The 26115-nt window shown below is 41.9% G+C and carries 28 protein-coding genes; 13 read left to right on the forward strand and 15 right to left on the reverse strand.

Annotated features, from left to right (window positions below):
• Nucleotides 1–557: 557 nt before the first annotated feature.
• Together CS948_RS20530 and CS948_RS20535 are read right to left on the reverse strand one after the other, a co-directional pair.
• Nucleotides 558–1001, reverse strand: coding sequence for a type I restriction enzyme HsdR N-terminal domain-containing protein (locus CS948_RS20530; protein ID WP_099294141.1), 444 nt, complete (start codon nucleotides 999–1001; stop codon nucleotides 558–560).
• Nucleotide 1002: 1 nt separating this feature from the next.
• Nucleotides 1003–2268, reverse strand: coding sequence for an S-adenosylmethionine:tRNA ribosyltransferase-isomerase (locus CS948_RS20535; RefSeq protein ID WP_176555153.1), 1266 nt, complete (start codon nucleotides 2266–2268; stop codon nucleotides 1003–1005).
• Between the two features lie 79 nt (nucleotides 2269–2347).
• Between CS948_RS20535 and CS948_RS20540 the strand changes: the two genes are divergently transcribed.
• The 6 genes from CS948_RS20540 to CS948_RS20565 all read left to right on the forward strand — a co-directional run bounded on the left by CS948_RS20540 (nucleotide 2348) and on the right by CS948_RS20565 (nucleotide 6356).
• Entirely contained in the window at nucleotides 2348–3118 is a 771-nt protein-coding gene (locus CS948_RS20540) for an AMP nucleosidase (protein ID WP_099294142.1), read from the forward strand.
• A 35-nt stretch (nucleotides 3119–3153) separates the two neighbouring features.
• Nucleotides 3154–3600, forward strand: a complete 447-nt coding sequence (locus CS948_RS20545; protein ID WP_099294761.1) for a DUF1573 domain-containing protein — start codon at nucleotides 3154–3156, stop codon at nucleotides 3598–3600.
• Between the two features lie 12 nt (nucleotides 3601–3612).
• Nucleotides 3613–3936, forward strand: a complete 324-nt coding sequence (gene yajC / locus CS948_RS20550; RefSeq protein WP_099294143.1) for a preprotein translocase subunit YajC — start codon at nucleotides 3613–3615, stop codon at nucleotides 3934–3936.
• A gap of 88 nt (nucleotides 3937–4024) precedes the next feature.
• The gene (locus CS948_RS20555; RefSeq protein ID WP_099294144.1) at nucleotides 4025–5014 is read left to right on the forward strand and encodes a CdaR family protein; all 990 of its coding nucleotides are present in this window, start codon (nucleotides 4025–4027) and stop codon (nucleotides 5012–5014) included.
• A 4-nt stretch (nucleotides 5015–5018) separates the two neighbouring features.
• On the forward strand, nucleotides 5019–5615 hold the full coding sequence (gene coaE / locus CS948_RS20560; RefSeq protein ID WP_099294146.1) for a dephospho-CoA kinase: 597 nt from the start codon (nucleotides 5019–5021) through the stop codon (nucleotides 5613–5615).
• A gap of 6 nt (nucleotides 5616–5621) precedes the next feature.
• The gene (locus CS948_RS20565; protein ID WP_099294148.1) at nucleotides 5622–6356 is read left to right on the forward strand and encodes a TerB family tellurite resistance protein; all 735 of its coding nucleotides are present in this window, start codon (nucleotides 5622–5624) and stop codon (nucleotides 6354–6356) included.
• 39 nt (nucleotides 6357–6395) lie between these two features.
• On the opposite strand, the gene CS948_RS20570 is transcribed toward CS948_RS20565, so the two are convergent.
• The 5 genes from CS948_RS20570 to CS948_RS20590 are packed head-to-tail and all read right to left on the reverse strand — an operon-like array spanning nucleotide 6396 to nucleotide 10187.
• Entirely contained in the window at nucleotides 6396–7466 is a 1071-nt protein-coding gene (locus tag CS948_RS20570) for a TIGR04133 family radical SAM/SPASM protein (protein ID WP_099294150.1), read from the reverse strand.
• Nucleotides 7459–7995, reverse strand: a complete 537-nt coding sequence (locus CS948_RS20575; protein WP_176555154.1) for a radical SAM-associated putative lipoprotein — start codon at nucleotides 7993–7995, stop codon at nucleotides 7459–7461. Before CS948_RS20575 ends, CS948_RS20570 begins: the two co-directional genes overlap by 8 nt.
• A gap of 20 nt (nucleotides 7996–8015) precedes the next feature.
• A complete protein-coding gene (locus CS948_RS20580; protein WP_099294154.1) occupies nucleotides 8016–8519 on the reverse strand; it encodes a radical SAM-associated putative lipoprotein in 504 nt (167 codons plus the stop codon).
• 10 nt (nucleotides 8520–8529) lie between these two features.
• Nucleotides 8530–9663, reverse strand: a complete 1134-nt coding sequence (locus tag CS948_RS20585; RefSeq protein WP_099294156.1) for a porin family protein — start codon at nucleotides 9661–9663, stop codon at nucleotides 8530–8532.
• A gap of 2 nt (nucleotides 9664–9665) precedes the next feature.
• Complete coding sequence (locus CS948_RS20590; protein ID WP_099294158.1) at nucleotides 9666–10187, reverse strand: RNA polymerase sigma factor; 522 nt, start codon at nucleotides 10185–10187, stop codon at nucleotides 9666–9668.
• 151 nt (nucleotides 10188–10338) lie between these two features.
• On the opposite strand from CS948_RS20590, the gene CS948_RS20595 reads away from it, so the two are divergent.
• From CS948_RS20595 to CS948_RS20620, 6 genes are all read left to right on the forward strand, one after another.
• On the forward strand, nucleotides 10339–10752 hold the full coding sequence (locus tag CS948_RS20595; RefSeq protein ID WP_099294160.1) for a DUF5606 domain-containing protein: 414 nt from the start codon (nucleotides 10339–10341) through the stop codon (nucleotides 10750–10752).
• 71 nt (nucleotides 10753–10823) lie between these two features.
• Nucleotides 10824–11531: a tRNA1(Val) (adenine(37)-N6)-methyltransferase gene (locus CS948_RS20600; RefSeq protein ID WP_099294162.1), complete on the forward strand. Its 708-nt coding sequence runs from the start codon at nucleotides 10824–10826 to the stop codon at nucleotides 11529–11531.
• Nucleotides 11532–11803: 272 nt separating this feature from the next.
• On the forward strand, nucleotides 11804–12757 hold the full coding sequence (locus tag CS948_RS20605) for an ROK family protein (protein WP_099294164.1): 954 nt from the start codon (nucleotides 11804–11806) through the stop codon (nucleotides 12755–12757).
• Between the two features lie 11 nt (nucleotides 12758–12768).
• Nucleotides 12769–14979 carry a GH92 family glycosyl hydrolase gene (locus tag CS948_RS20610; protein ID WP_099294166.1) on the forward strand — a complete coding sequence of 737 codons (2211 nt, stop codon included), beginning with the start codon at nucleotides 12769–12771 and terminating at the stop codon, nucleotides 14977–14979.
• Between the two features lie 60 nt (nucleotides 14980–15039).
• Nucleotides 15040–15732 (forward strand): 2-C-methyl-D-erythritol 4-phosphate cytidylyltransferase, encoded by a 693-nt coding sequence (gene ispD / locus CS948_RS20615; RefSeq protein ID WP_099294169.1) that lies wholly within the window; start codon nucleotides 15040–15042, stop codon nucleotides 15730–15732.
• A 54-nt stretch (nucleotides 15733–15786) separates the two neighbouring features.
• Entirely contained in the window at nucleotides 15787–17214 is a 1428-nt protein-coding gene (locus CS948_RS20620; protein ID WP_255302097.1) for a capsule assembly Wzi family protein, read from the forward strand.
• Here CS948_RS20620 and CS948_RS20625 read toward each other — a convergent pair.
• The 4 genes from CS948_RS20625 to CS948_RS20640 all read right to left on the reverse strand — a co-directional run bounded on the left by CS948_RS20625 (nucleotide 17207) and on the right by CS948_RS20640 (nucleotide 21614).
• The gene (locus tag CS948_RS20625) at nucleotides 17207–18100 is read right to left on the reverse strand and encodes an O-antigen ligase (protein WP_255302098.1); all 894 of its coding nucleotides are present in this window, start codon (nucleotides 18098–18100) and stop codon (nucleotides 17207–17209) included. The genes CS948_RS20620 and CS948_RS20625 overlap by 8 nt on opposite strands.
• A gap of 498 nt (nucleotides 18101–18598) precedes the next feature.
• Nucleotides 18599–19477 (reverse strand): O-antigen ligase, encoded by an 879-nt coding sequence (locus CS948_RS20630; protein ID WP_176555155.1) that lies wholly within the window; start codon nucleotides 19475–19477, stop codon nucleotides 18599–18601.
• Nucleotides 19478–19893: 416 nt separating this feature from the next.
• On the reverse strand, nucleotides 19894–20802 hold the full coding sequence (locus CS948_RS20635) for an SP_1767 family glycosyltransferase (RefSeq protein WP_176555156.1): 909 nt from the start codon (nucleotides 20800–20802) through the stop codon (nucleotides 19894–19896).
• The gene (locus tag CS948_RS20640) at nucleotides 20802–21614 is read right to left on the reverse strand and encodes a glycosyltransferase family 2 protein (RefSeq protein WP_099294179.1); all 813 of its coding nucleotides are present in this window, start codon (nucleotides 21612–21614) and stop codon (nucleotides 20802–20804) included. Before CS948_RS20640 ends, CS948_RS20635 begins: the two co-directional genes overlap by 1 nt.
• 223 nt (nucleotides 21615–21837) lie before the next feature.
• Here CS948_RS20640 and CS948_RS20645 point away from each other — a divergent pair, with 223 nt between their 5' ends.
• The gene (locus CS948_RS20645; RefSeq protein ID WP_099294181.1) at nucleotides 21838–22914 is read left to right on the forward strand and encodes a CDP-glycerol glycerophosphotransferase family protein; all 1077 of its coding nucleotides are present in this window, start codon (nucleotides 21838–21840) and stop codon (nucleotides 22912–22914) included.
• On the opposite strand, the gene CS948_RS20650 is transcribed toward CS948_RS20645, so the two are convergent.
• From CS948_RS20650 to CS948_RS20665, 4 genes are read right to left on the reverse strand one after another with little or no spacing between them, the layout of a single operon-like run.
• Complete coding sequence (locus CS948_RS20650) at nucleotides 22904–23896, reverse strand: iron-containing alcohol dehydrogenase (protein ID WP_099294183.1); 993 nt, start codon at nucleotides 23894–23896, stop codon at nucleotides 22904–22906. The two genes, CS948_RS20645 and CS948_RS20650, sit on opposite strands and share 11 nt — an antisense overlap.
• Nucleotides 23896–24315: an adenylyltransferase/cytidyltransferase family protein gene (locus CS948_RS20655; RefSeq protein WP_099294185.1), complete on the reverse strand. Its 420-nt coding sequence runs from the start codon at nucleotides 24313–24315 to the stop codon at nucleotides 23896–23898. Before CS948_RS20655 ends, CS948_RS20650 begins: the two co-directional genes overlap by 1 nt.
• A 56-nt stretch (nucleotides 24316–24371) precedes the next feature.
• Nucleotides 24372–25427, reverse strand: coding sequence for a glycosyltransferase family 9 protein (locus CS948_RS20660; protein ID WP_099294187.1), 1056 nt, complete (start codon nucleotides 25425–25427; stop codon nucleotides 24372–24374).
• The gene (locus CS948_RS20665) at nucleotides 25418–26038 is read right to left on the reverse strand and encodes a DUF4254 domain-containing protein (RefSeq protein ID WP_099294765.1); all 621 of its coding nucleotides are present in this window, start codon (nucleotides 26036–26038) and stop codon (nucleotides 25418–25420) included. The genes CS948_RS20660 and CS948_RS20665 overlap by 10 nt, the downstream gene beginning before the upstream one ends.
• Nucleotides 26039–26115 lie beyond the last annotated feature (77 nt).

A 26115-nucleotide genomic window follows, 5' to 3' on the forward strand; every position in this document is an offset into this window, starting at 1 on the left:
GTTGCATCGCAGCTATATTCGAATCGTTTCTTTTATAGTTCACTGGGAGATACTTCTATCATACTCCTATCATACTTCCATGAAACTCCTATTGCAACTGAAAAATCATGATACTTCCACGAGAATTACAAAAGATTTGATATCAACCCAAACACTTGTAGTATCATTAATAATTATTACAAAATAACTGAACACGTGGGGAACACACTAATAACAGTGTAAGAATAGTTCAAAAATCGCTTTAAACGAACGATTAATAATTATCAATTTGTCGCTTGTTGCTAAAAGATAATAATAATGTTGTAAGTACGCGAGTATTTGATTACCAATATAAAATAATAATAGGCTGTTTTGTAGGATTCTCGCAAAAATTATCTATATTTGACTGTCATTAATCGTTGGTTTAATGACATGGGGATGGCATGCAGCCTTTCTATTGAAAAACAGTAGAGTTCGCCTCCAAGTTGGTTGCAATTTCGTACAAAAAAGGACATGTTACATACTCACGGCATTTCATTTATAATGCCGTGGGCATGTTCTGTCAAAACAATAATTGTCTACACCCCGAAATCAGGAATCTCCGGAACGATCCGAAAGCCGTTTTCCCGGGCAACCTCACCGCAGAAATGCTCACAACCGTTTGTTATAGCGACGAAACGGGCTGCAATAGATAAATTATATTGAAAAACTTGATCGAAAACGACCTGTGATAATGCCACGGAAGGAGCTTTGCACTCCACGATAAGATAGGGATTGGCTTGACGATCGTAACACACCACGTCAAAGCGGCGCTTCATCCCGCATACTTGTATTTCCTTCTCCACGGCGATCAATTGAGCGGGGTAATGCTTACACGCTACCAGAAAATGAATAAAATGTTGTCTTACCCATTCCTCCGGGGTCAGCACAACGTAACGCTTTCGGATAATATCGAATATCCAAATCTGTCCGTTCTGCTTCTTCACCTTGTAATCAAAAGAAGGAAGGTTCAAACTTTTCATTTTATTCCACGCTTTTAGTTGTCCGTACTTTCAAAAAACTGCTGTCCCCGTAACTCAAGAAACGGAAATCACGCGCTAACGCGTAGTCGTACACTTTCCGCCAATCCTCACCGATAGCCGCCGCAACGAGCAACAACAGGGTACTTTGCGGTTGGTGGAAATTAGTAAACATCGCCGAGATCACCCGATAAGTATAACCGGGCACGATAATAATCGTGGTCTTCGCTTTCAATAATTCCGTGTCGTGCTCGTCAAACCACGTCAACAACGCTCCCATGGCTTCCCGTACACTATAAGATGCCGGCAAAGAATAGGCTTCCCATTGTTCCAAAGAATTGAAATCATCGACTCCCGTCAACCGCTTTACCCCCATCCAGTAAAGGCTTTCCAGTGTCCGCACGGAAGTTGTTCCCACCGCGACAATCTTTTCCGGGTGATGGTACAAACGCAATATGACTTCCCGGCGCACGGATATATGTTCCGTGTGCATATCATGCCCGCCGATAGTTTCGCTTTTCACCGGGCGGAAAGTCCCGGCTCCCACGTGCAGTGTCAACTCTTCTATCGCGACTCCTTTCTCCCGCAAAGCATCCAATACTGGGACACTAAAATGCAACCCGGCTGTCGGGGCAGCAACCGACCCCTCGTTCTTGGAATAAACCGTCTGGTAACGGATTTTATCATCCTCCCCAGAGTCCCGGTTCAAATAAGGGGGAATAGGTATACGCCCGCAACACTCCAGCACCTCGCTAAAACTAAGCGAAGCATCCCACGTGAACTCGACAATCACGTCATTCTCTTCCCGTGATTTTAGCGTGGCAGCCAACCGGCAATCAACCCCGTTCACTTGATAATGGCAATATATCGTCCCCTCTTTCCATTTTTTCAGATTCCCGACCATGCATTTCCACTCGCATCGCCCGTAAGAAGCGAAACTCTGCACGTAATCGGCAGGCGAATGGGGTTCGAGGCAAAAAACCTCGATGACGGCACCCGTCGTTTTTTGAAAAAGCACACGGGCATAAATCACTTTCGTGTTATTGAATACCAGCATCATGTCCGGTTCCAGCATCGCGGGTACATCATAAAAATGCCTTTCGCCAATCTCCCCGTCCTCGTATATCAACAATTTCGAAGCCTCGCGTCGCTCCAAGGGAAACTTGGCGATACGCCCCTCCGGAAGATCATAAGTATAATCTTCAATTCGAATTTCTTTCAAATCCTCTATGCCTGCCCGAGAATTTTCAGCCGGTATTTTCTTTGTCATTCGGTAATAAAATCTTACTTTTAAGGCAACAAAAGTAAAGATAAAAGGTAAAAACTAAAAGGCAAAAACTAAAAGTTTGATGAAAACAAAGAAAGATATTGTAGACGATTGGTTACCACGTTACACGGGACGTCCGTTAAAGGACTTCTCGAAGCACATTCTGCTCACGAATTTCGATTATTACCTTGAACTGTTCGCGGAAAAATACAACGCCCCGATCTTGGGTGAAGACAAAAATATGCCCAACGTATCGTGCGACGGGATTACCATGATCAATTTCGGCATGGGGAGTCCTAACGCCGCCACCGTGTTAGACCTGCTCACGGCTATCGAACCGGAAGCCGTTCTATTCCTCGGGAAATGCGGGGGATTAAAAACCAAACACCACGTGGGAGATTACGTTCTCCCCATCGCGGCGATCAAGGGCGAAGGTACCTCGGATGATTATCTGCCGCGGGAAATACCGTCACTTCCCGCCTTCAGCATCCAGAAAGCCTGCTCGAAAGCGATCACGAGGCACGGCAAGCAATATTACACGGGAGTTATTTACACCACGAACCGACGGGTATGGGAATTTGACGAGCACTTCAAAGAGTATCTCGTGGGAACCAGAGCTCTAGGGATAGACATGGAAACAGCCACGATCTTTACAGTGGGATTTGCCAATCGCATCCCGACGGGAGCATTACTGCTGATTTCGGACAGTCCCATGATTTCGGACGGCATAAAAACCACGGAGTCGGACAAGGCGGTCACGCAAAACTTTGTCCGGGAGCATCTCGATATAGGTATCGAAACGATGAAAAATATCCGGGATAAAAATTATTCGATGAAGCACCTCATTTTTTAAAATTATATCGTACTTTCGTTGGCAAAATGAAAAATATGCTGAAAAGAATATTTTATGTGTTTTCGGGCATCGCGCTCTTGCTCTGCTCCTGCGAGGGGAAAGTAAAAGACAAACAACAAAACGAGAGTCCGGCAAGCACACGAACCGCGGTAAACGACTCTACCGCCACGGCAAAATTTGAAATAAAAGATAAATCTTTCAATTTCGGGGATATGGCGGAAGGTGAGATCGTGACACACACGTTTCATTTCAAAAACACGGGTAAAAAAAGTCTCGTGATCCTGAACGTGGAAAGCAGTTGCGGTTGCACGATTCCGAAGTACGACAAAAAACCAATCCCCCCCGGCGGAGAAGGAAAAATTGAAGTTGAATTCAACTCTTCGGGCAGATATGGTAAACAATACAAAGTAATTAATATCTTTGCAAACGTTCCGGAAAAAGTAGTGGAACTAAAAATAATTGCAAATATAAAAACTCAATAAAAAAGTAGATTTATGAACACAATTTTTATGCTGACATTACAAGAGACAGCTACTCAGGGCGGTGGCGCAAGCATGCAATTCATTTTCCTTATTCTTATCGTGGTTGTTTTCTGGTTCTTCATGATCAGACCCCAGATGAAAAGACAAAAGGAATTGAAAAAATACCGGGATGAACTAAAGAAAGGCGACAAAATCATGACGACCGGGGGCATCTTCGGGAAAATCGTGGAGATCAACGATTTCACTGTGATCATTGAGGTTGAAAGTCAAGCCAGATTAAAAGTAAGCAAGGAAGCTGTCGTGAAAGACATGACAGACGTTCCCGCGGCTAAATAGTTTATAAAGTTCATAAGGTTCATAAAGTCTCTAAAGTAACGAGATTATGAACTTTATGAACTTGTCAATTTTATAAACGATATTCCAGATGAGCGGCATCATAGACAAGATTGTCAATTTCTTTAAATCCCATCACGATCTGCATATAAAACGCAACGTGATCACTTATGGGGTTTGCCTTATTATTGCCACGGTTCTATGGTTTCTCAACACGCTGAATAAAGAGTACACCACGGAACTCACTTACCCGATAAGATACACGGATCTCCCCAAGGGTAAACTACTCGTTTCGGAGCCTCCCAAGAACATGACATTAGAAATCAGGGCGCACGGTTTCACGCTGTTGCGTTACAGCATCGGTACCTCTTTTTTACCCATCGCAATCAACGTGAGTTCGCTCCTTGAGCGCAAAGATATGCTGGAATACACGATCAGCACGGTTGATATTAAAGAGCGAATCAGCGCACAACTCAATTCCGATATCAAATTAATTAATATAAAACCGGAAACCATCACGTTCCAGTTCTCGCAATTCGGAAGCAAGAAAGTCCCTGTCATCCCGCGAGTCGATTACACGCTCAAAAGACAGTACATGTTGAAAAACGACATTTCCGTGACACCCGATCACGTGGATATCAGCGGACCTGCCACGATTCTTGATACCTTGAAAGGAGTGTACACCACGCCATTAAAACTAAAGGACTTATCCAAAGAGGTGACTAAAAGTGTTTCCTTCGAAGAAATTCCCGGAACACAAATCTCGGAGAGCGGCGCAAAAGTGAAAGTAGAAGTGGAGCGTTTCACTGAAGCCAAGAAAAAGGCAACGATAAAAGTGAAAAATTTACCGGATTCGCTATTGATTCGCCTGTTTCCCCAGAATATAGATTTCACGTTTGATATCGGGCTCAGCCGTTACGAATCAGTATCGGATACCAGTTTCTCGTTCTCGGTGGATTACGACCAGATTGCAAGCAACCCGGCAGCCCTTAAAATCAGCGTGGACAAGCAACCCGCGCATATCAAATCTCTCGTGCTCATGCCCGAATCGGTTGAATATTTAATCGAAAAGAAAAAATAAAACCATGCTTAAAATCGGATTGACAGGGGGTATCGGTAGCGGCAAATCCACTATCGCAAAGATAATCGAAATCTTGGGATATCCCGTGTACATCAGCGACCGGAGAGCCTCTTCGCTCATGAACCGGAATCAAGATATCCGGCAAGCCTTGATACAACGTTTCGGGGAGAATATCTATTTGCCCGAGGGCGGATTGAATAAACAACAACTTGCTTCTATCATCTTCAACGACAAGCGTGCCATCACGGAAGTGAACCGCGTTGTTCATCCGGTTGTAACCCAAGATTTCCGCGACTGGTGCTCGGTACAAAAGAGCAAACTGGTATTTTTCGAATCGGCAATCCTCTTCGAATCCAAGCTTGAATCTCTTTTCGATTACATTATTTTGATCTCAACGGATATGGAAACCCGCATCCGGCGAGTTGTCGCAAGGGACTCTACCAGCCGGGAGAAAGTGATGGAACGTATCAACAACCAAATGCCCGACAGCGAGAAATTGCCAAAATCGGATTTTGTCATTTACAACAATGACGACGATCGGATCGTAAAACAAATACACGATATCATTCAACAACTAAACAACCCGAATAAAAAACAATAATATATTATGGCAAAATACGGAAAATGGATAGGAGCGGGATTAGGATTCGCAATGGGAGGCCCCATAGGAGCGTTGTTCGGTTTCTTCATTGGATCGACATTTGATACCGCAACCGTGATCACGAATCAACAGCAATCACAAAACCCCGCGTCCGGTCCGACGGGCAGAGGTGATTTTCTTTTCAGCCTCGTCGTGCTGGCAACAGGCCTCATGAAAGCGGACGGGAAAGTGACAAAAGGCGAACTGGAATACGTCAAACGATTCTTCCGTGATAACTTCGGCGCGGAAGGCGAACGGGAAGCCGTGTCAATCATCAAGGATTTATTAAACAAGGAGATCGCTGTAGATCAAGTCGCCATGCAAATACGCGCGAACATGAATATCTACTCGCGTACACAATTACTGTATTTCCTGTTCGGGCTGGCAAAAGCAGACGGTAATGTATGCAACCGCGAAATAGCCTTACTGGATAGGATATCCGATCTTCTGGGCATAGACACGACCACGTATCAGTCTATCAAAGCCATGTATTACGATGATTCGGATTCGGCTTATCAAGTGCTGGGCATAACACCTTCCGCCACGGATGAAGAGGTGAAAAAAGCCTATCGGCAAATGGCAAGAGAGAACCACCCGGATAAAGTCGGGTACATGGGAGAAGACATCCGCAAAGCAGCCGAGAAAAAATTTATGGCCATCAACGAGGCATACGAGAAAATCAAGAAACAACGGGGAATGTAAAACAATTGAAAATGGAGAATTGAAAGTTGAAAATGAATTTTATTCAATTCTCCTGTAATGGCACACGAGAAGCCTGCCTGCCTCGTCGTGCAGGTGCATCCCGTTTCCCTCGCAATAGCGGAACATGGAACAATCGGCACATTCTCCTTGACGAGCCCATTCCCTGTCACGGAAAGGAACAAAGCGTTCATTCCATACTTGCATGAAATCATCTCGATAAATATTACCTTGATTATAATTTGCCCGGATGCTGGGACATCCGGAAATAGAACCGTCCACTCGGACAGAAGCAACGGAGATACCCGCGTTGCAATGATAGAAATAGTCGCGGGCTTTCATTTCATATCTTCCCAGAAAACCTTCACAAGCGAAATTCAGTTGTATTTTGCCTTCTTGACGGGTAGATACAATAAAATCCAGCAACCCGGTAAATTGCTTGTCGGATAATTGTAATTCAGGAACTTCTGCGGCTCGTCCAACCGGAAATATCGTGAATATACGCCAACGCCTCACCCCTATCCCGATAAGAAAATCACGAAAAGCAGGCAACTGCTCTATATTATTTTGATTCACGCAAGTCACGACATCCCAAATAATCTCCTCCTCCCCGGTAAGCATCCGAATCGCCTCGGTCGCCCGTTGAAAACTTAGCGGGTGACAACGGAGCCAGTTGTGAGCATCTTCAAATCCATCAAGACTGACGGTGATTGAATGCATTCCGGCTTGCAATAAAGAATCCAGACGCTGACGGGAAAGATGCAAACCATTCGTCACAATTCCCCAAGGATACTCCCGCCGATACAATTCACGTCCGCAAATCTCCAGATCTTTTCGCATCAAAGGTTCCCCGCCCGTGAATATAATAAACACACGGTGCGTATCCACGTGTGGAGTAATAGAATCTATCACCCGTAAAAAATCTTCTTTCGGCATATCCGCCTGTTCGACGCATGCACGGCAATCACTCCCGCAATGCCGACAGGCAACATTACAACGCAACGTACATTCCCAAAATAAAGTACGCAGCTCGTGCGATTCCTTCTGCTGTTGCCGCTTAGCCCTAAAAGCCTCTAATCCTAAACGTTGCCGTAAACCCGGTTTATTACTCATCTGCCTTCTCTTTCAAGGTTACGGTAATCTCTTTCACTACATTTCCCCGGTTCCACTCGTTATCATTCTTATCCCGCTGTAACTCGTCACGTGTAAAAGTTACTTTTAACGTATCCGGCTCGCAGGCAGGCACTCCCGCCAGCGGGTTCACATCGTAAAATTGTAATTCATACCGCACTGTATCCGTCGGGAAATCATAAAACCTACGCCCGAAACGCCCTTCCTCGTCGGTATACAAGGTATCACGTCTTTCTTCCGTGATTATCGGGTAGTCCGGGATAAAACTCTCCGTGGCAACCTGATAGAATTCCACCTTAGGAATAACAACCCGGACACCCGGCAATGCATGCCCGGCAGAATTCTGTACTTTACCTTTAATAGAGAAGGAAGCTGTCGGGGTTCCATACATAAGAGGTATATCCTCCGGTGAATCGGCAGAACCTCCACAACCGGAAAATCCTAATACTGCCAATAAAGAAGAGAGCAGCCCACTCCAACTTTTATCTAAATAACTTTTTAAGCGTTTCATTTTCCTTACTTTTAATATTATCATTCATCCCGTTTTTCTTCCAGCACAACGGTTATATTTTTATCGGCACGTCCGAAATACCATGAATTGTCATCATCTTCACCCTTTATCAGTTCATCCCGAGAGAAACTAACCTTTAAAGTATCTGCTTGACACGCATCACAACCTTCCCGCGGGTATATATCGTAAAATCGTAATTCAAAATCCTTCCCTCCCGGGTAATCTACACGTTCCCAAAAAAATTGTCCTCTTTGGTCTGTATATAACGTATCGCCATACTCCTTTTTCACGGGCACACCTTCCACTGTATCACGAACCTCATACAAAGGTATAACAATTTGAACTCTAGGCAAGCCCTGTTTAGCACTATTTTCAACTTTTCCCTTAATAACAAAAGTGGCATGAGGAGAACCATACATAGATGCTTCATATTCTTCTTCACAAGCCGTAAATCCAAATACAACCCACAAAGAGGAAAGCAACCATTTCCAAGCACCTGTCATATAACTTTTTAATCGTTTCATATTCTCGTGTTTAAAAGTTTAACCGCAACCCCAGTTGTCCCGTAAAATTGAATGCATTCTCGGAACGAACGGTTTCAATTGTTCCCCTGTAATTAAAATAATAACACATTCCACCCTCTGCGTAGATCGAAACAAAACGGATCAGCGGATAAGCAATTCCCACGCGTGTATATGTTGTCCACAATATTCCCGGCACACGTATATCTTCATGTCCATACGAGTTTTTAAGTCGCCCTGCGACATTTACCTCTGCCAATACTCCGGCATTGAAATAACAATATGGACGTAACCAATTCGTGAGTCTATAATTTACCGAAACAGGTATCCCGATAAAATGCAGCGATTGTTTTTGAACAACCCGACTACTTGATTCATGTTTCCATTTTGAACGTAAATACGTGTATGTCAATCCAGTTTGAAAACTCCAACGTTCATTTAACGGATAAGACACAGAAAGACCTATGGATACAGGCATTAAATGTTTTACCCGAGTCGACTTTTCCGGTTCATAGCGGGGTGTTGATGTTGCCCTAGACAATGGCTGTCTATCGTTATCTTCTGGATCCGTATTGTTTCCCAAATCTTGCGACGGAGCTATATTATCTACATTATTCAAAGAAACGCCTGCCAATCCTAAATTGCCGCTTCCCACTCCAATTCGCCATTTACGTGCCTTCTTCTTTATCGAAGGAGTAACATCACAATCGGCTAATATCATCGCGGATTCTCCCTCGTGTTGCAAAGCCACCAAGTTTCTATTTATCCGACTACATGCTTGTACAAATTCCCGCGATACACTTTCCTTGCAAGACACCGGCTTCAATTCCCCTATTCCAGCAGCCTCCGCGACTAATACAATCTTCTTCTCGCTCGTGATTAATGGTACGGGACTCATTTTCTCGTTTTGTAACACGGTAACGGGAGAAAAATTATCTTCACCCTCGTGCCACAAATATAAAATGCTCCCGCTAACCACAAGCAATAAAACCGCCGCCACGGCAACCACCCGGTACACCCGCTTATGGACAAAACGACGACGTGGAAGACGGGCGGCAATCCCTTCCCAAGCGGCTTCCGTCGGGTTATACTTCAAATCGTATAACCGCTCCCGGAAAATATCGTCAAATCGCTCTCTTTTATCCATAATCAATACATCTTTCTGATCATTTCCTGTAAACACTGTCGGGCTCTGGCATATTGTGACCGGGAAGTACCTTCCGTGATATGAAGCATCTCCCCGATTTCCTTATGCGAGAATCCTTCGATTGCAAATAAATTAAACACCGTACGATAGCCCTCGGGCAATAACCGGATCATTTGCAACATCTCCATTTCCGTCAACGTCTCTAATACCGAAGGTATCGTATCCTCCACATCAATCTCCCCTTCTACTACTCTGGAAAAAATCCTCTCCTTACGAATCCTCTCCAATGCGCAATTGATAAATATTTTCCGCATCCACCCCTCGAAACTACCAACCGCCATATATTCATTCAATCGCGTGAAAACCTTCACGAAGCCATCCTGCAATAAATCTCCTGCCGCATCCCGATTCCCGGCATAACGGATACACACGCCCATCATTCTGGGAGCGAAATATTCATACAGAGACTTTTGTGCTTTCGGATTACCTTTCCGGCATTCCTCTATCACCCACGCTTCGTCCATTAGTCACGTTTATTATCCTTTTTCACAAGCAAGATGCACTTTTTTATCCAAACGTTGCACGAGAGTGCGAAAAAATAAACAATTCATTGTTTTTAGTTTTAAACATTGATTCGTATTTTTGTCCCTCATTTAAACACAAAAAGAAAGCAATATGTTGAAAGAAATTTTATCCATCTCAGGAAAACCGGGATTATACAAATTAATTAGCAATACATCGAATGCTTTAATCGTAGAATCATTACTTGACGGAAAACGCTTTCCTGCTTATTCTAACGCGAAAATTATTTCTCTTGAAGATATTTCCATATACACGGAAGATGAAGACATGCCTTTAAAAGAAGTATTCAAACGAATCTACAAAAAAGAAGAAGGCAAGCCGACAATCAATCACAAGGAAGCCTCCAATGTTATCACGAATTACATTGAATCCGTCGTTCCGGAATATGATGCAGACCGGGTTTACGTGTCAGACATGCGCAAAATGATTCAATGGTACAACTTACTATTGGATAAAAACATGCTAAACCTCGAAGAAGAAGAGGAGAAGAAAGAAGAAGAAAAATAGTTTATAAAGTTTATAAGGTTCATAAAGTTTATGAACCTTATAAACTTTAAGCCTTGCAAAGGCAACTAATTATGGCAAACGATTACTTCCAATTTAAACAGTTCACGATCCGTCAAGACAGATGCGCGATGAAAGTCGGCACAGACGGTGTTCTTTTAGGAGCGTGGGCAGACTTAACCGACACACACCGTTTGCTGGACATCGGGACCGGGACAGGACTTATAGCTATCATGGCAGCTCAACGAAACCCGGAATTACAAATAGACGCCATAGAAATCAATCCTGCCGCCTGCAAGCAAGCAAAAGAAAACGTGCAAGATTGCCCGTGGAAAGAGAAAATTCAAGTTTTCCAAGGACGGGTACAAGATTTCAAACAGGATTACCTGTATGATATCATCACGTGCAACCCGCCATTCTTTATCAACTCCACCCAAAGCCCGGAACGAAGTAAAACAATGGCACGCCATTGCTCGACCCTCTCGCACGAGGACATATTAAATGTTTCCGAAAAACTACTATCCCCGGAAGGAAAAATTTGTATCATCTTACCGATTCCCGAAGCGGAGCATTTTATAACACTAGCGCAATCGCACAAATGGTTTATTAACAAATTTACAACAATTTGCCCAACCCCGAACAAGCCCCCGAAGCGTAAGCTCATGGAAATTTCCAAGCGACAAAAAGATATTGTAAATGAAACAATTACACTAGAAACTGAACGTCACGTTTATCACGAGAGTTACGCTCGATTAACAAAAGATTTCTATTTGAAACTCTAAATTTGATCGTGTTTTTATTGCATTTCGTTTATCAGATTTAAATCTATATACACAAAAGATTAACGAACTATTAACTATTAAATCATAGAATACCCCCTATCTTTGTAATGTAGAAAACAGATAGAAGACACAGTTTTTTTTCATAAGTTTGTATGTTTAGGTTAGTAGTTAGTAATTAAATAAGAGATCGCCCCATCGGTCTCTTATTTTTTTATTACCTTTAACCGCGTTAAAAATGCAAATCATGTTGTTGTCAAATTTATATATTATTTATGCAAACTACTGTCTCTTTAGGTATTGACATTGGCGGTACCAACATCGCTTTCGGAATCATTGATAAAAATGGGAATTGTCTGGCAGACGGATCTTTATCCACCACGGCATACAATACTCCACAAGATTTCGTTCTGGACTTACATAAAGCGGTAAAAAAAGAACTCTCCAAACTGGACGTTAAACTGGTCGGCATCGGTGTCGGTGCCCCGAATGGTAATTATTTCAACGGTACGATCGAGAACGCGGCCAATCTATCATGGAAAGGCACGATTCCCATGGTTGAATTGCTTGTAAGACAATTCAATGTACCCTCCTTTATCACGAATGACGCGAAAGCCGCAGCTATCGGGGAAATGGTGTACGGCGGGGCGAAAGGCATGAAAGATTTCGTGATTATCACGCTGGGAACCGGACTGGGTAGTGGAATCGTGGTGAACGGAAAACTCGTTTACGGGCACGACGGTCTGGCCGGTGAAGTAGGACATACGCTCGTGTGCGGCGGTGACAGGTACTGTAATTGCGGTCGTCGGGGATGTTTGGAAACCTACGCATCCGCTACCGGAATCAAACGCACGGCTTGCGAGTTGCTCGCTCTTGAAAATACCCCCAGCACACTCCGGGACATTCCTTACACGGAAATCACGGCAAAGAAAGTATACGATGCCGCTCAAAAAGGAGATCCCATCGCTCTTGAAGCGTTCAAAATCACCGGAGAACAATTGGGCAAAGCATTGGCAAATCTGGTTGCCATAATCAGCCCGGAAGCCATATTCCTGCAAGGCGGCGTGGCAAACGCCGGTGAATGGTTGTTCAAGACCACGCAGGAACAAATGGAAGCCAATATGTTGTATGTATTCAAGCAAAAAGTAAAAATACTTCGATCGTCACTACCCACGAATGCCGCCATTTACGGGGCATCCGCACTTGTATGGAATGAATTAAACGCCTAGAAACGAATATCATGAAAACACGACTCCTTCTACTCCTGCTTTGTTTTACCGGGATCTTTACATCCTGTCGAAAAGAAAAAGAAACACGAGTAACGGACTACGTTGATCCATTTATCGGAACTGCCGAACAAGGACATTGCTTCCCCGGTGCGGCAGTACCTTTCGGGGGGATTCAACTGAGCCCGGATAATCCGCACAGCGGTTGGGAGTGGTGTTCCGGCTATCATTACAGTGATAGTATCATATCCTCGTTCTCACATTCACATTTAAGCGGAACCGGAATCGGCGATTTGCAGGATATCCGACTTCTACCCGTCACAAGACGCCCGCAACCGGGAGAAAAAGCCATCGACTTCATCACTTCCGGGTACGCCAAATACTCTCATGCCAACGAGACAGCCGAACCCGGATATTATAGCGTAACTTTCGACAACGGTATAAAAACCGAATTATCGGTCACCAACCGTTGTGGAATGCACGCCTATCAATACCCGTCTAATGCTGTCCACGGGCTGACACTGGATTTAACCACGGCAAGAAATTGGGATCGCACGGTAATGACCTCTATCAAGAAAATCAATAACCGCACGATACAAGGCTATCGAAAATCCACCGGTTGGGCACGGGAACACAATGTCTATTTTTTCATGGAATTCTCGCAGGATGTTGACGTCTGGGCGGGTGTTGACACGTTGCAATTATTGAGAAACGGACAAAAAATCGTTTCCGATAAAGGATATGCATGGATTGATTTCGGTACGGTAACCAACAAAATATTGGTCAAAGTCAGCATTTCATCTGCAAACTGCGAGGGAGCCGCGGCAAACCTTGATCAAGAACTCCCGCACTGGAGCTTTGATAAAGTGCGCAGAGAAGCCAAACAACAATGGAAACGGGCTTTATCGCGTATCAAAGTCGAGGGCGGCACAAAAGAGGAAACACGCACATTCTACACGGCTCTCTATCACGCGTACCTTGCCCCTTATTTGTTCTCTGATGCACACGGGAATTATAAAGGACCGGACGGAGAAATTCATAGCGTGGGGAAAGAAAATCAATACACGGTGTTCTCCTTATGGGATACATTCCGGGCATCACACCCTCTCTTTACCATTACTCAAAAAGATCGAGTGAATGATATGATCAACTCTTTCATCCGGCATTACGAGATTCACGGGTTGTTACCGAACTGGGAACTAATGGGTAACGAGAGCCACTGCATGATAGGCAATCACGCCATTCCGGTTATCACGGAAGCCTATTTAAAAGGAATCCGGGGGTATGACGTGGAAAAAGCATACGAGGCAATGAAAGAAACATCCCTTTCCAAAGGATACGGATTGGGACTTTTCCGGGAATACAATTATATCCCGTGTGATCTGGAAAAAGAATCGGTATCCAAAACCCTTGAATTTGCTTATGACGACTGGTGTATCGCGCAAATGGCAAAAGCCTTGGGAAAAGAAAACGATTATCTCTTTTTCATGGAATCATCTAAAAATTACAAGAACCTCTTCGATCCTTCAACCGGATTGATGCGGGGCAAATTAGCAGACGGCAGTTGGAGAACTCCTTTCTCCCCTTTCTCGTCCACGCATCGCAACGACGATTACACGGAAGGAAATGCTTGGCAATACTCGTGGTTTGTTCCCCATGATATCGACGGCTTTATCTCTTTACACGGCGGCAAAGAAGCTTTCGCCCGAAAATTAGACAGCTTGTTCACCCTGCCTTCCGTCATCGAGGGCAGCAACGCTTCTCCCGACATCAGCGGATTAATCGGACAATACGCCCAAGGAAATGAACCTTCTCACCACGTGGCTTATTTGTTCAATTACACGGACAAACCATACAAGACTCAATACTATATAGACAAAATTCGCCGGGAACTTTACACGGATCGTCCCGACGGTCTGTGCGGTAACGAGGATTGTGGTCAAATGTCCGCGTGGTATGTATTCTCTGCCCTAGGATTCTATCCGGTCAATCCTTGTGACACCAAATACCAGTTAGGGACGCCCTTATTCAAGAAAGTAATTATCAAACTCGGGCAAGATCGCCGTTTCGTGATAAAAGCCAATAGGGAAAACGATCAATACATTTACGTGAAAAGAGTTTTATTGAACGGAGACCCTTTGGATCGCACATGGATTACGCATGATGAAATCATAAACGGCGGCGAACTGGAATTCGAATTAACGGATTCTATAATTGCCGATTAAATCTACCTTTGTCAAACCTCTTAAAGATTGAGAAACTCACATTTTCAATTTTCAATTATAATGAAGAGCATTGGAGTAATTCTGGCCGGTGGTTCCGGTCGACGATTAGGCAGCGAACTCCCGAAGCAATTTATCACCATTGCAGGGAAAACAGTATTGGCTCATACACTCGGAGTATTCGAGCAAAACGAACTTATTGACGAAATCATTATTGTTGTCCATAAAGATTACTTGAATGAAACTCAAGAGATTGTTACCAAGGAAAGATTTGGCAAAGTAAGAATGATTATCCCGGGTGGCAAAGAACGTTACCATTCCACTTTAGCCGCCTTAAACGCCTATCAAGACACGAATTGCAAATTCATCATTCACGATGCCGTGCGATTATTAGTCACCCAACAAATGATCAGTGACACGATTGAGGCTCTCGACAATTGTGAAGCCTGCACGACAGCCATTCCTGCCACTGATACCATTTTGCAAAGTGATGCCACGAAACAATTCGTGAACGCCATCCCCGATCGTTCTACCCTATTTCAAGTACAAACGCCACAAGGCTTCCTAGCAAACACGTTGCGAGGAGCTTATAATAAAGCACTTACAGATCCCTGTTTTTTCAGCACGGACGATTGTGGTGTCGTAAAACGCTATTTACCGGAGATTCCTATCAAAATTATCCAAGGCTCGCCTTCTAATGTTAAATTAACCTATAAAGAAGATATTTCTTTGATCGAACGACGCCTTTTAGGCTAGAAAGAGATACATTTGTCGCTGAAGATTAATAATAGACGTGCATAAATCGGCGACATGAGGATTTTTTGGGTATGTATCCTTGTAGTCCTGTTTTCTTTTTCAGGCCAAGGACAAAAACGAGATGTAGTTTATAACGCATCTTTATCGGGATTCGCTTCCACACAGAAGACATTACCCTTTTGGGCTGTCAGCAATCGGCATGGACTTATGCCTAACGGGAACGGAACCTTATTGGAACTGGGACTCTATTCCGATTTCACGAACAAACACAAGATTCAATTCGCCTATGGCGTATCCGCGGGGGGATATCTCTCCAGTCCGGGAAATAAAATTATTTTAGACCAACTTTTTGTAAGTGCCCGCTGGCGTAAACTTCGGCTCGATCTGGGCATGATTCACCCGGAAGAAGAATATAACGGTGTTTCTTCTACCAACGGGGATTTTGTCCGTTCCGGAAATTCCCGATTTTTCCCGGGTTATAACCTTAGAAGTGATTTTATAGATATTCCCGGCACAAAAGGAATCATCGCTTTCCAATTTAATTGGGCTGATTATATGATGACTGACAATAGTTACGTGAAAGACATTCGCTTGCACAACAAATCTCTTTACGTGAAAATCACCCCTCATCGCCGTTGGGAAATCATTGCCGGATTGGAACATTGGGCACAATGGGCAGGCAAACATCCCACTCTAGGAAAACAACCCGGCTCTTTCAGTGATTACGGCCGCATCATTTTTGCCGATGGCGGCGGTGCGGGAGCCACAACCAGCGATTCTATCAATGCCTTGGGGAATCATTTGGGACGAGAATATCTAAGAATTAATCACTTAGCAGATAATTACATATTATCATTTTACCACGATATCCCTTTCGAAGATGGCTCGGGGACAGATTTTCGCTCCTTCCCGGACGGAACTTATTGTTTCTATTACGGTTCAAAAAATCCGCAACAATGGATATCCGATGTCATATATGAATTCTATTATACCAAATATCAATCCGGCTCTCGCCATGACAGACCTGCAACACCGGAAGAAATAGCGAAACAAGACCCGAACAGTCATTTCTACGGGAGGAAAGTACTCGGGGGATGTGATAACTATTTTAATAACGGTGAATACGCCAACGGATGGACTCTATACGGACAAGTTATCGGCAGCCCGTTCATGACACCCGGTTTAAGCGATAACCTTACTAGAATCATCAATAACCGTATCATTGGACACCACATCGGGATAAAAGGTATGGCATGGCAAACAACTCCTTACAAATTATTACTCTCGTATTCAAAAAACTACGGAACATACGGAAACAAATTCAATAAAGATCAGTTCTCCGGTGCATTGGAAGTGACTCTTCCTTTCCGCAAATTACCGTTTACAATAGAAACAGGCTTATACAGCGACTTGGGCAAACTTTTCAAAGACAATTTCGGCTTCACGATTAAACTCAGCCGCAAAGGAAAGCTAATCAAATAGAAGGCTTTTCTTCTTGGGGAATATCGTTTTCCAATTGGGAGAACATATCCCCGTAGAAATAAAACATGGCAAGAAATATCAACATCAATGCCCGTGAATTTGCCCACGATAAAGTGACACACGAATTACTGACAACAAGAAAGACCAATAATACAGACAGGATTAAGAATGAAAACCTCTTTCTTTTAATCATTCGATAAAGTGGTGCAAAAAACAAAAAGCTCATGACAGCTAAACCTACCAATCCTGCCGTAATCCAATATTGAAGGAAAGTATTATTCACATTATTAAAAACCGCAATATTCAAATCCGAAGCTTCATACCATGCCTTTATTCGATGTTTTGTAGTTACACCTAACCCCCACAAGGCAAACTCATCCCAGTGCCTGAAACTCTCCTTTATAAACGCAAGCCGCGGAGCAACTGTTCCACCTACAAACTTCCCTTCACGTACATTTTGCACCTCAATTCCCACTTCATGTATCCGTTCTTCATATTTATTTAAATCCATCAATAAAGTTAAGCTCAACACGAAAACCAAAGCACCGCCAACAAACAAAAATTGTCGCTTGAAAGAAAGTTTTCGAAACAAATAAAAATTCATCACGATAAAACCTAACAAGAAACCCAATATAGCAGATTTAGTGACGGTAAAGGACAAAAACACCACAAGCACCCCAAACATACACAACAAAAGTCCTCTCTTTTTCCACGCTTTTTCTATTATTAGTAAGAAATAAACAACCAATGCAGAAACAGCTAAAAGCATCGCTTGAACTTCTAACCAATATTTACTTCCTAATACATATCTATTTTCTCCGAAACGATTGTTATACAAATATTCCAAGGCCTCACCCGGAGATGTAAATAGTTTGTTTCCAACCACAAGAAATAATATATATATATTTAGCAACAAGCACCCCGAACAGAAATACAAAAGGAATTTTTTAATCAAGCCGGGAGTAATCCATTCTCGCCACGTCGCAACCCACACCGGAATTAACACAAAATTAAGTATTAAAGCCTCAAACGTCCCATAACTAGGCTCCGCTATCAGATTTCCTTTCAATAATACAGCCACGGTGTGTACTATAAAATAAAGCAAAAATACAACATTCACCCCGATATACAATCGTTCCGCCAGTAAACTCTCCCACACTTTGCTTTTCCGCTTCCATAACATGAATATAACCAATATCAACAATAGGAAGTTGAAAACATTACCATACAAGGGTATAATACTTCCCAACAGGAAAGCAACAGAAAGAAAAAAATATTTCTGAAACTTCACCATCCAACTCATATTATACATTCGGCATACAAATATACAAGATATATTCTCTTTATAATATCGGGACGATAAAAAATTGCTTCCTAAATGAATTTACCGGGTAATAGCCTTTTCTATTTGCCGAAAAGTATCTCCATAGTAATAAAACATAGAAAGTAATAACACAATTATAAACCGTGAATTATTCAGATCCAACAGGATAGTTGAACCATTTGTTATAATAATGACAACCATCATTGAAGCAATCAAATATGAGAACCTTCTATTTCTTATCATCATGTAAAATGGAGATCCAAAAAGAAATATCATGATTGCCAAACCAAACACTCCTCCCTGTATCCAATAATGTAAAAATGTATTATGCACATTCCTAAACTCACCAAGCCCTGCATCGGAATTTTTAAACCATTCTTTCACTCTATTTTTAGCATACACACCCAATCCCCCAAAAGCGAATTCATCAACATGTATATACGCCTCTCGAATAAAACCGACCCGAGGCGCTATTGTCCCGCCCGAGTATATGCCATGTTTGATATTCCCCAGTTCTACAATAATTTCACCTGTCCTTTCTTTATACTTTTCCCTAAAGCCATCAAACACGAATACGCCGGAAACAAACAAAAAAACACAAGCTAATAGCGTCAAACGCATTCGCCATGTTCTTTTTTTTAGGATATAAATATTTACGAGTACAAAACCAGCCGCAAATGCTAACAACCCGGCTTTCGTTACAGTAAATGACAGAAAAAAAAATAATAACAACAACATCATCCCGCACAAAATTTTCATTTCCCACCGACGTTCAATAAAAATCATTATATATGAAATTAATGCAGTCAAAGCAATAGTAAACGCCTGTGGTTCCAATAATAAACTTCCTCCTAAAAGCGACATTTTATTATCACCGAAACGACTTGTATACAAAAACTCGATAGTTGATTGCATATCCGTAAACGCTTCTTTTCCCACAAGATAGAACACGATATACAAATTCAACAACACACACCCGGCACAAAATAAAAAAAGGAACTGTTTCAATAATCGAGGAGTCATTATCTCTCTCAATGTTACCACATAAACAGGTACTAAAATAAAATTGAGTGATATAGTTTCAAATATTCCGAAATAAGCCTTATCATTTACCCCGGCATTCAAAAATATGGTTTGCAAAGAGATATACAACAAGTATACAATAAATACCAAAATATAATCCTTCCCGCTCCTCACTTTTTCGATACAAGAATTCCAGTTCGAGAATGCGAAGAAGATAACTATAAAAAGAAGAAAATAATGAAATGTCATCCCATACAATATACCCACGCTCCCTAATAAGCCTCCCATTGCCAGAAAAAATATCTCCTGCACTTTCTTCATATTATATAACTTCAAAGTGGTGATTCCGATACTCGTTCTATAATCGTTGCTTCATAACCATCATTACAGATTCTCTCCCTGTAAAAAGTATTATTTTTAGCTTCATTGACATATTTCCCATTAATATGAATTTTATCTTTCGCCCCACGCAAAAACCATTCATACTCGACGTCCACATGCCCGATATCAATCGCCCAATACCCCAATTTCGCCAGATCATAGCTCAATACTGTTGCCGTTTGTCCCAATGCAACAAGAATTAATTTTTTATCTCCATGCTTGACCGTCATATTCAAAATATCATCGTATTTTTCATACGCATCTTTTGCGGGACACAAAATACGCTGTAACGAACGTACACCTTCAAAAAGATCATTATTTACACCTAAACGACTATATTCTCCCTCAACCAGAAGCACATCCTGATTCGACCAAATCTGTTTGATTTTTTCCAGATATCCTTTACACACGCTTTTGTCTTTATACGCGAAATAAAAACGTGTAAATGAAGCATCATAATACACTTTTTCAGGTTTCAGATTACGGGCAAAAACATCATGTGCCTTGATAAAATAGCCTAACCAAAAAACTTTCGTGCGTAGATTCAAATTCTCCCGTGACACCAGAGCGTAAGGCAAACAAGTAATATGATTGGGAATTTCGGTAATTAATATTTCTTGCAATCTTTCCGCCAAAGAAGAATTATAACGACAAAATCCATTCCCTTTTTCACGTATAAGATTTAATTCCCCGTCACCATACCGACTGACAGAACAATGGTCCCGCAATATTTTATCCAAGGTTTCATCCGTTGATTTTATATCAAGAATAAAACCCAATGCCTTTTGTTTCTTCCGAAAACGTAGTTGATACTTCACAAGTCGGAAACGATGTTCCAAATAATATAAAAAACTTTTCATCACGCTTCTTCTTGTGTATCTTCTTTCAAATATTGGCTTACTCCACATTCACACCAAGTTGCCTTCTCTGCCACTTTGTCAAAATAGTAATTAAAATTCTTTTCTTTATTATCCATGTATTTATCTTCATGCCACAAATGAAATCCAATAGCCGCAAATTTTAACGCTAATTTTTGACGACCAATATTCTGTAAACGTATACTCAAATCATAATCTTCACCACCCCAACCTACATAATATTCATCATACCCATTCACCTGAATTAAATCCTTCTTCCAGAAGGACATATTACACCCCAACCCGGGACGCGTCTTTCGACGAGGAGCAAGATATTTAGCTAGTGACAAGCAACGAATCGAATTCTCTCTTCTCGTCAATCCACGAGAAAAGAATCCCAAAGAAGTGTACGTTCTGTCCTTGCATAATTGCTCCGTTCTAGATTCCATAATATTCACCCGTCCACCTTTTATATAACATCCTTCCTCAGCACATGCAATATGATCTGCAACAAAATAAGGGTTCAAAATAATATCCCCATCGATCTGAATAATATATTCATATTTGGCTTTCGCGATACACTTATTACGACATTGTGCTAAACGAAATCCTTTATCCTCTTGCCATATATGTAACAACGGTACAGGAAAATCTTTCTGGAAGCTCTCGATCAAAATTCTTGTATCATCTCTCGAGCCATCATCACCAACAATAACTTCATCAGGGAGTTGTTTCTGCCTTCTAACACTTTCCAAACACAACGCAAGAGCACATGGTCTATTATAAGTGGATACAATAAGAGATGTTCGTAACATTGATAAATAAAATTAATGTTTCTATTAGTTTACAGCTAATTTTAAACAATCAATAAAGGATCGTTTAATGATATTAACAGATATATCGTTCGCTATTATTCTTGTAAAAGTGTAAACACTTAATTACTAGCGCATAAAAAATATCAACCAAAACGAGGATAGGATACAAAAATGCTGTATATTTGTATCCTATTAAACGATCGTTTATTAACAGCAAAAGTGTATGAAAACCTACGTGATTGGCTTCTATCTCGAAAAATTATACTACTCTCCGCAATTTGAACCCGTTATCAGAGAACTTATCAAACGTGAAGTTCCCTATGTCGTGATTATTCCAAAGACAAGAGATCGTGATGAGATAAACCAAAGGGAAGAATCTATCAATTATTGCAAGCAAAATAACTTCACTTATATACTTGAAGAAGAAGATTGTTTCTGTAACACGCTCGTGTTTGGGAATACTCCTCACCATATACATACACAATTCAATAAATCCGCTTTTATTAATCATGGAGTATGGGGCGGTAAGACTATGAATATCGAACCGGGACTTAATGAAGTCGATGTACGTTTCCTTGATGGCAAATTCTTGGAAGAATACTTGCTCGAACTCTATCCCGAGAAAAAATCAATCTTTTATGTTTCCGGTTATTCCAAACTGGACAACTATTTCAAGTTGACAGACGATGACCGGAAAAAATTTTTTCAAGAACGCCACTTGGATATCAACAAAAAAACAATACTTTACGCCCCGACATTCTATCCCTCTTCCGTGTTGAAAATGGGAAAGAAATTCCCCGAGGACTTTGCCGAATACAACATTATTTTAAAACCGCATTCACATCTTTTCCTACGTAAAAAATACCGGAAAGATTTACACCTGTTACAAACATGGGCAACCTCACCCAACGTGTATCTGGCAAATTTCAACGAAACCAATATTCTTCCGTTTCTTCATGCCGCAGACTTATTGATTTCCGATATGTCAAGTGCGGTATTTGAATTTTCGGGGGTAGGTAAACCTGCTATCATCAATATGTTTCTACACTATCGCCCGATAGACAGATTATTCCCACACAAGGTGCGCAAACGACTGGATATCTCGAAATTCTACTTGTGGGAAGTCGGGGATACCCCGAAAAACTACAAGGAAATGGTACAATATGTCCGTGAAAACTTAGCAAATCCGGACAAAAATAAAACCAAGCGAGAAGAATTATCCCGTTATGTCGTCGGAGAAGTTGACGGAAAAGTTTCCGAAAGAATAGCGGACAAACTTTTAGAACTGGCTAAAATTTAGATAAAATCGTGTATCTGTCCCGGATAGTTTTTGCCCGGGCAATAATCCGAGCGATCTCATCACTCGAAAAGTGAAGGTCATGCTCCAATTCATCAGTGATCTTCATCCTATCAAAGAACAACCGCAATTTCTCGAAATCATCATCATCTTGGCGATAATCCCGTTCTAACAACAAATGCCCCCAAGCCACTTGCAACCCGTGTAAAGTCGTTCGCATCGGGTAAAGATCATCAATCGCATGACTGACCAGATGCTCCCCACCACTCGCCGGACGTGAACTATTCGCCAATACCATCGCCAATCCCGAAATCACCAGTCCATTCGCCAGATCCCCGATAAACCGATTCGTTCCGATATCGTCTATCGTGTAAGACATCACGGAATTACCACTGAGAGTTGCCAAAGTCAAAGCGAAATTATTAATATATTCGCCTTTTTCCGCGTTCGCCAATCTCCAATCCTTCACGGCACTAGCATTAGACACCAAATCCCCCACCCCTGCCAATAACAATTTTCTAGGCGATCTCCTTATAATCTCAATATCCGCTATAATACCTAACGGAGCCTTTACCCCGAAACTTTGCTTTTTCCCGTTTTGAACAAGCCGAGCGATTGGTGAATAAATGGCATCGTTTGACAACGTGGAAGGTGCTGTAATATAACTTAGATTCAAGTCGTTCGAAATCATTTTCACGGCATCAATAACACTTCCGCCCCCGAAAGCAACCAAAAGTGCATCCTTATTCGTGATATTTCCCATCACCTCGCGGGCTTCTTCATAAGAACCGCCTTGAATAAGCATGATCTCATCAAACGATAATTGCTCTATCTGCTGTTTGTAAAGTTCTTTCAACTCCGGGGAGGTCACTAAAATTTTCTCCTTGAAAAAAATATGATTACGCTGCAATATCTCATCCATATGAATGAAAATATTCTCCCCGATCTCAAGAACTATGGGTACATTTATAATTTTAGAATACATTATTTCGTGCTTCTTATCTTTTCAACCAATTCCGACGTGCTTATTCCTTTCGTGTAAGGTAAATACACCATCTCCACATGATGCTCTTCCAGAAATTCCGGTGTCACCCGAATCTGTTTCAGATACCCCTCTCCATCCCAATCATCACCATGCACGATAACATTAATCCCGTATTTCTTGATATATTCTTTATTATCGTATTCCCGAATGATAAAAGCCTCGTCCACGTAACGACACGCTTTCACGACTTCCAGTCGATCATGCTCGGACAAAAAAGGCCTGCGTTTGTAAGAAGCAACCATATCATCTCCATTAATAGCCACGATCAAACGATCACCTAACGCCCTCGCGCGTCTTAGCAACTCGACATGACCGAAATGAAACAGGTCGAAAACCCCTATCACGTATACATTCTTCATATTATTCATTTTACTTACCACAATTACGGCACCAAAGATAATGAATAATACGGTATCTAAATATCCTTCATCATTTTTCTTAACATGGAATCCAACCGCCCCCACACCTGATCTTCGGTAAGACGATCGAATATCTCTTTATCCGAAAGCATACCCCTTTCCGATTCAGGCATAAAATCCAAAGGACTCACCCCTTGATAGCGTTCGTCACGGGAAGGCAGCCACTTTTGCATGTTCACCCAAGGCGGGTATATAGCCAGACCGGAAACTCCGCAAGCCTGCGCCATATGACGAGGACCGCCTTCATTCCCGAAAAAGAAATCAGATAACGAGATCATGGCTACCAACTTCCGCAATGTATCAGCTTCCACGTTCACGAAGATATGCTTGTCCTGTCCCATTTCATCAAATAAACTTAAAGCATCCGCTTTCTCTTCTTTCGAGTAATTAAAAATCAATTGAGCATCGTATTTCCAGACCAAACGGGACAACACTTCCTTCATCTTCCGGATATCCCACTTTTTATCCACCACGCGGGTAAAAGGGGTACATAATATAACCAAACGGGAAAAATCAATCCCTTGCTCGATCATGTATCTTTTAAATTCTTCCTTTTCTCCTTCCGTTACTTGCAAACGAAAATCCGCATCATACACCAAAGGTGCTTCTTTCTCCAGCGGCCTAACCAACAACAAATTACGGGATACTTCGTCCAAACTTTCATCTTGATGATTCCTTATCCGGTAATTATGAAAGAAAAGATTATAATATTTCCGCGTACCGATACGATATTTTGTTCCCGGAGAGAGAATACTAAACCATAATGTTTTCAACGTGGAGCGAGTATCTACGATCACGTCATAATGTTCTTCGCGCATCAACCGGAAGACTTTCTTCACGTACGTGAAAAAATGATCGTTTTCACGACTGGAAAACGTGATTACCCGGTCAACATCCGGGTGATCTTGAAATAAAGGTTCCAGATAATCATTCACGACATAATGGATCTCCGCCTCAGGAAAACTCTTCCTTATCGTGCTGCATATCACAACAGATAACACGGCATCGCCTATCCGCCGGAAGCGAATCACCAAAACTTTTCTTACACGCATCGTGAAATCTCTTTTCCATATAATACAGGATTCAATTCCGGATCGTTATACATTTTCATCTGCTTGTAAACTTTCATGTATTTTCTCCCGGCTTCAATATCCTCCAGTAACAGATCGATTGCAACAATCAAATCACGTTTCTGTTCCAATAATATATGCATTTTATCCTCACATCTACGCACGTGCCCTTGACTCACGTCTACCCGTTGCGTTTCCTGTTCCATGTGATATATCTTCAAACACAAAATAGATAAACGGTCTAAAGCCCAAGCCGGACTTTCCGTGTTTATCGTGGCATGAGGCAACAAGATCACATTTTCATACTTCTTCCAAAAGTATTCATCCAGCAACTCCACCAAATCCGTACGTTTTTGATTCGACTCGTCAATTCGACGCTTGATTTGCAATGCAAATTCAGGCTCAATATCCGGATCGCGTATGATATCCTCCAAGTGCCATTGAATAGCATCAACCCAATTCTTTTGGAACAGATAATACTCTATAGATTCTAACTTGTATGGATTCTTGATGTCGGCATCCGTGCTATCAGCCACATGATAACACAAGGTTGCCCTCTCAAAAATTTGATAACATAATTCTGCAAATACCATGTCCCTCTCTTTATGGTTCATTACATTTACAAATATAGCAAAAAGTATTCCAATTTTGAACAATAAAACACACGATT

Origin of the sequence: Butyricimonas sp. Marseille-P3923 (assembly GCF_900184685.1) — a bacterium.
GTDB classification, from domain to species: Bacteria; Bacteroidota; Bacteroidia; order Bacteroidales; family Marinifilaceae; genus Butyricimonas; species Butyricimonas muris.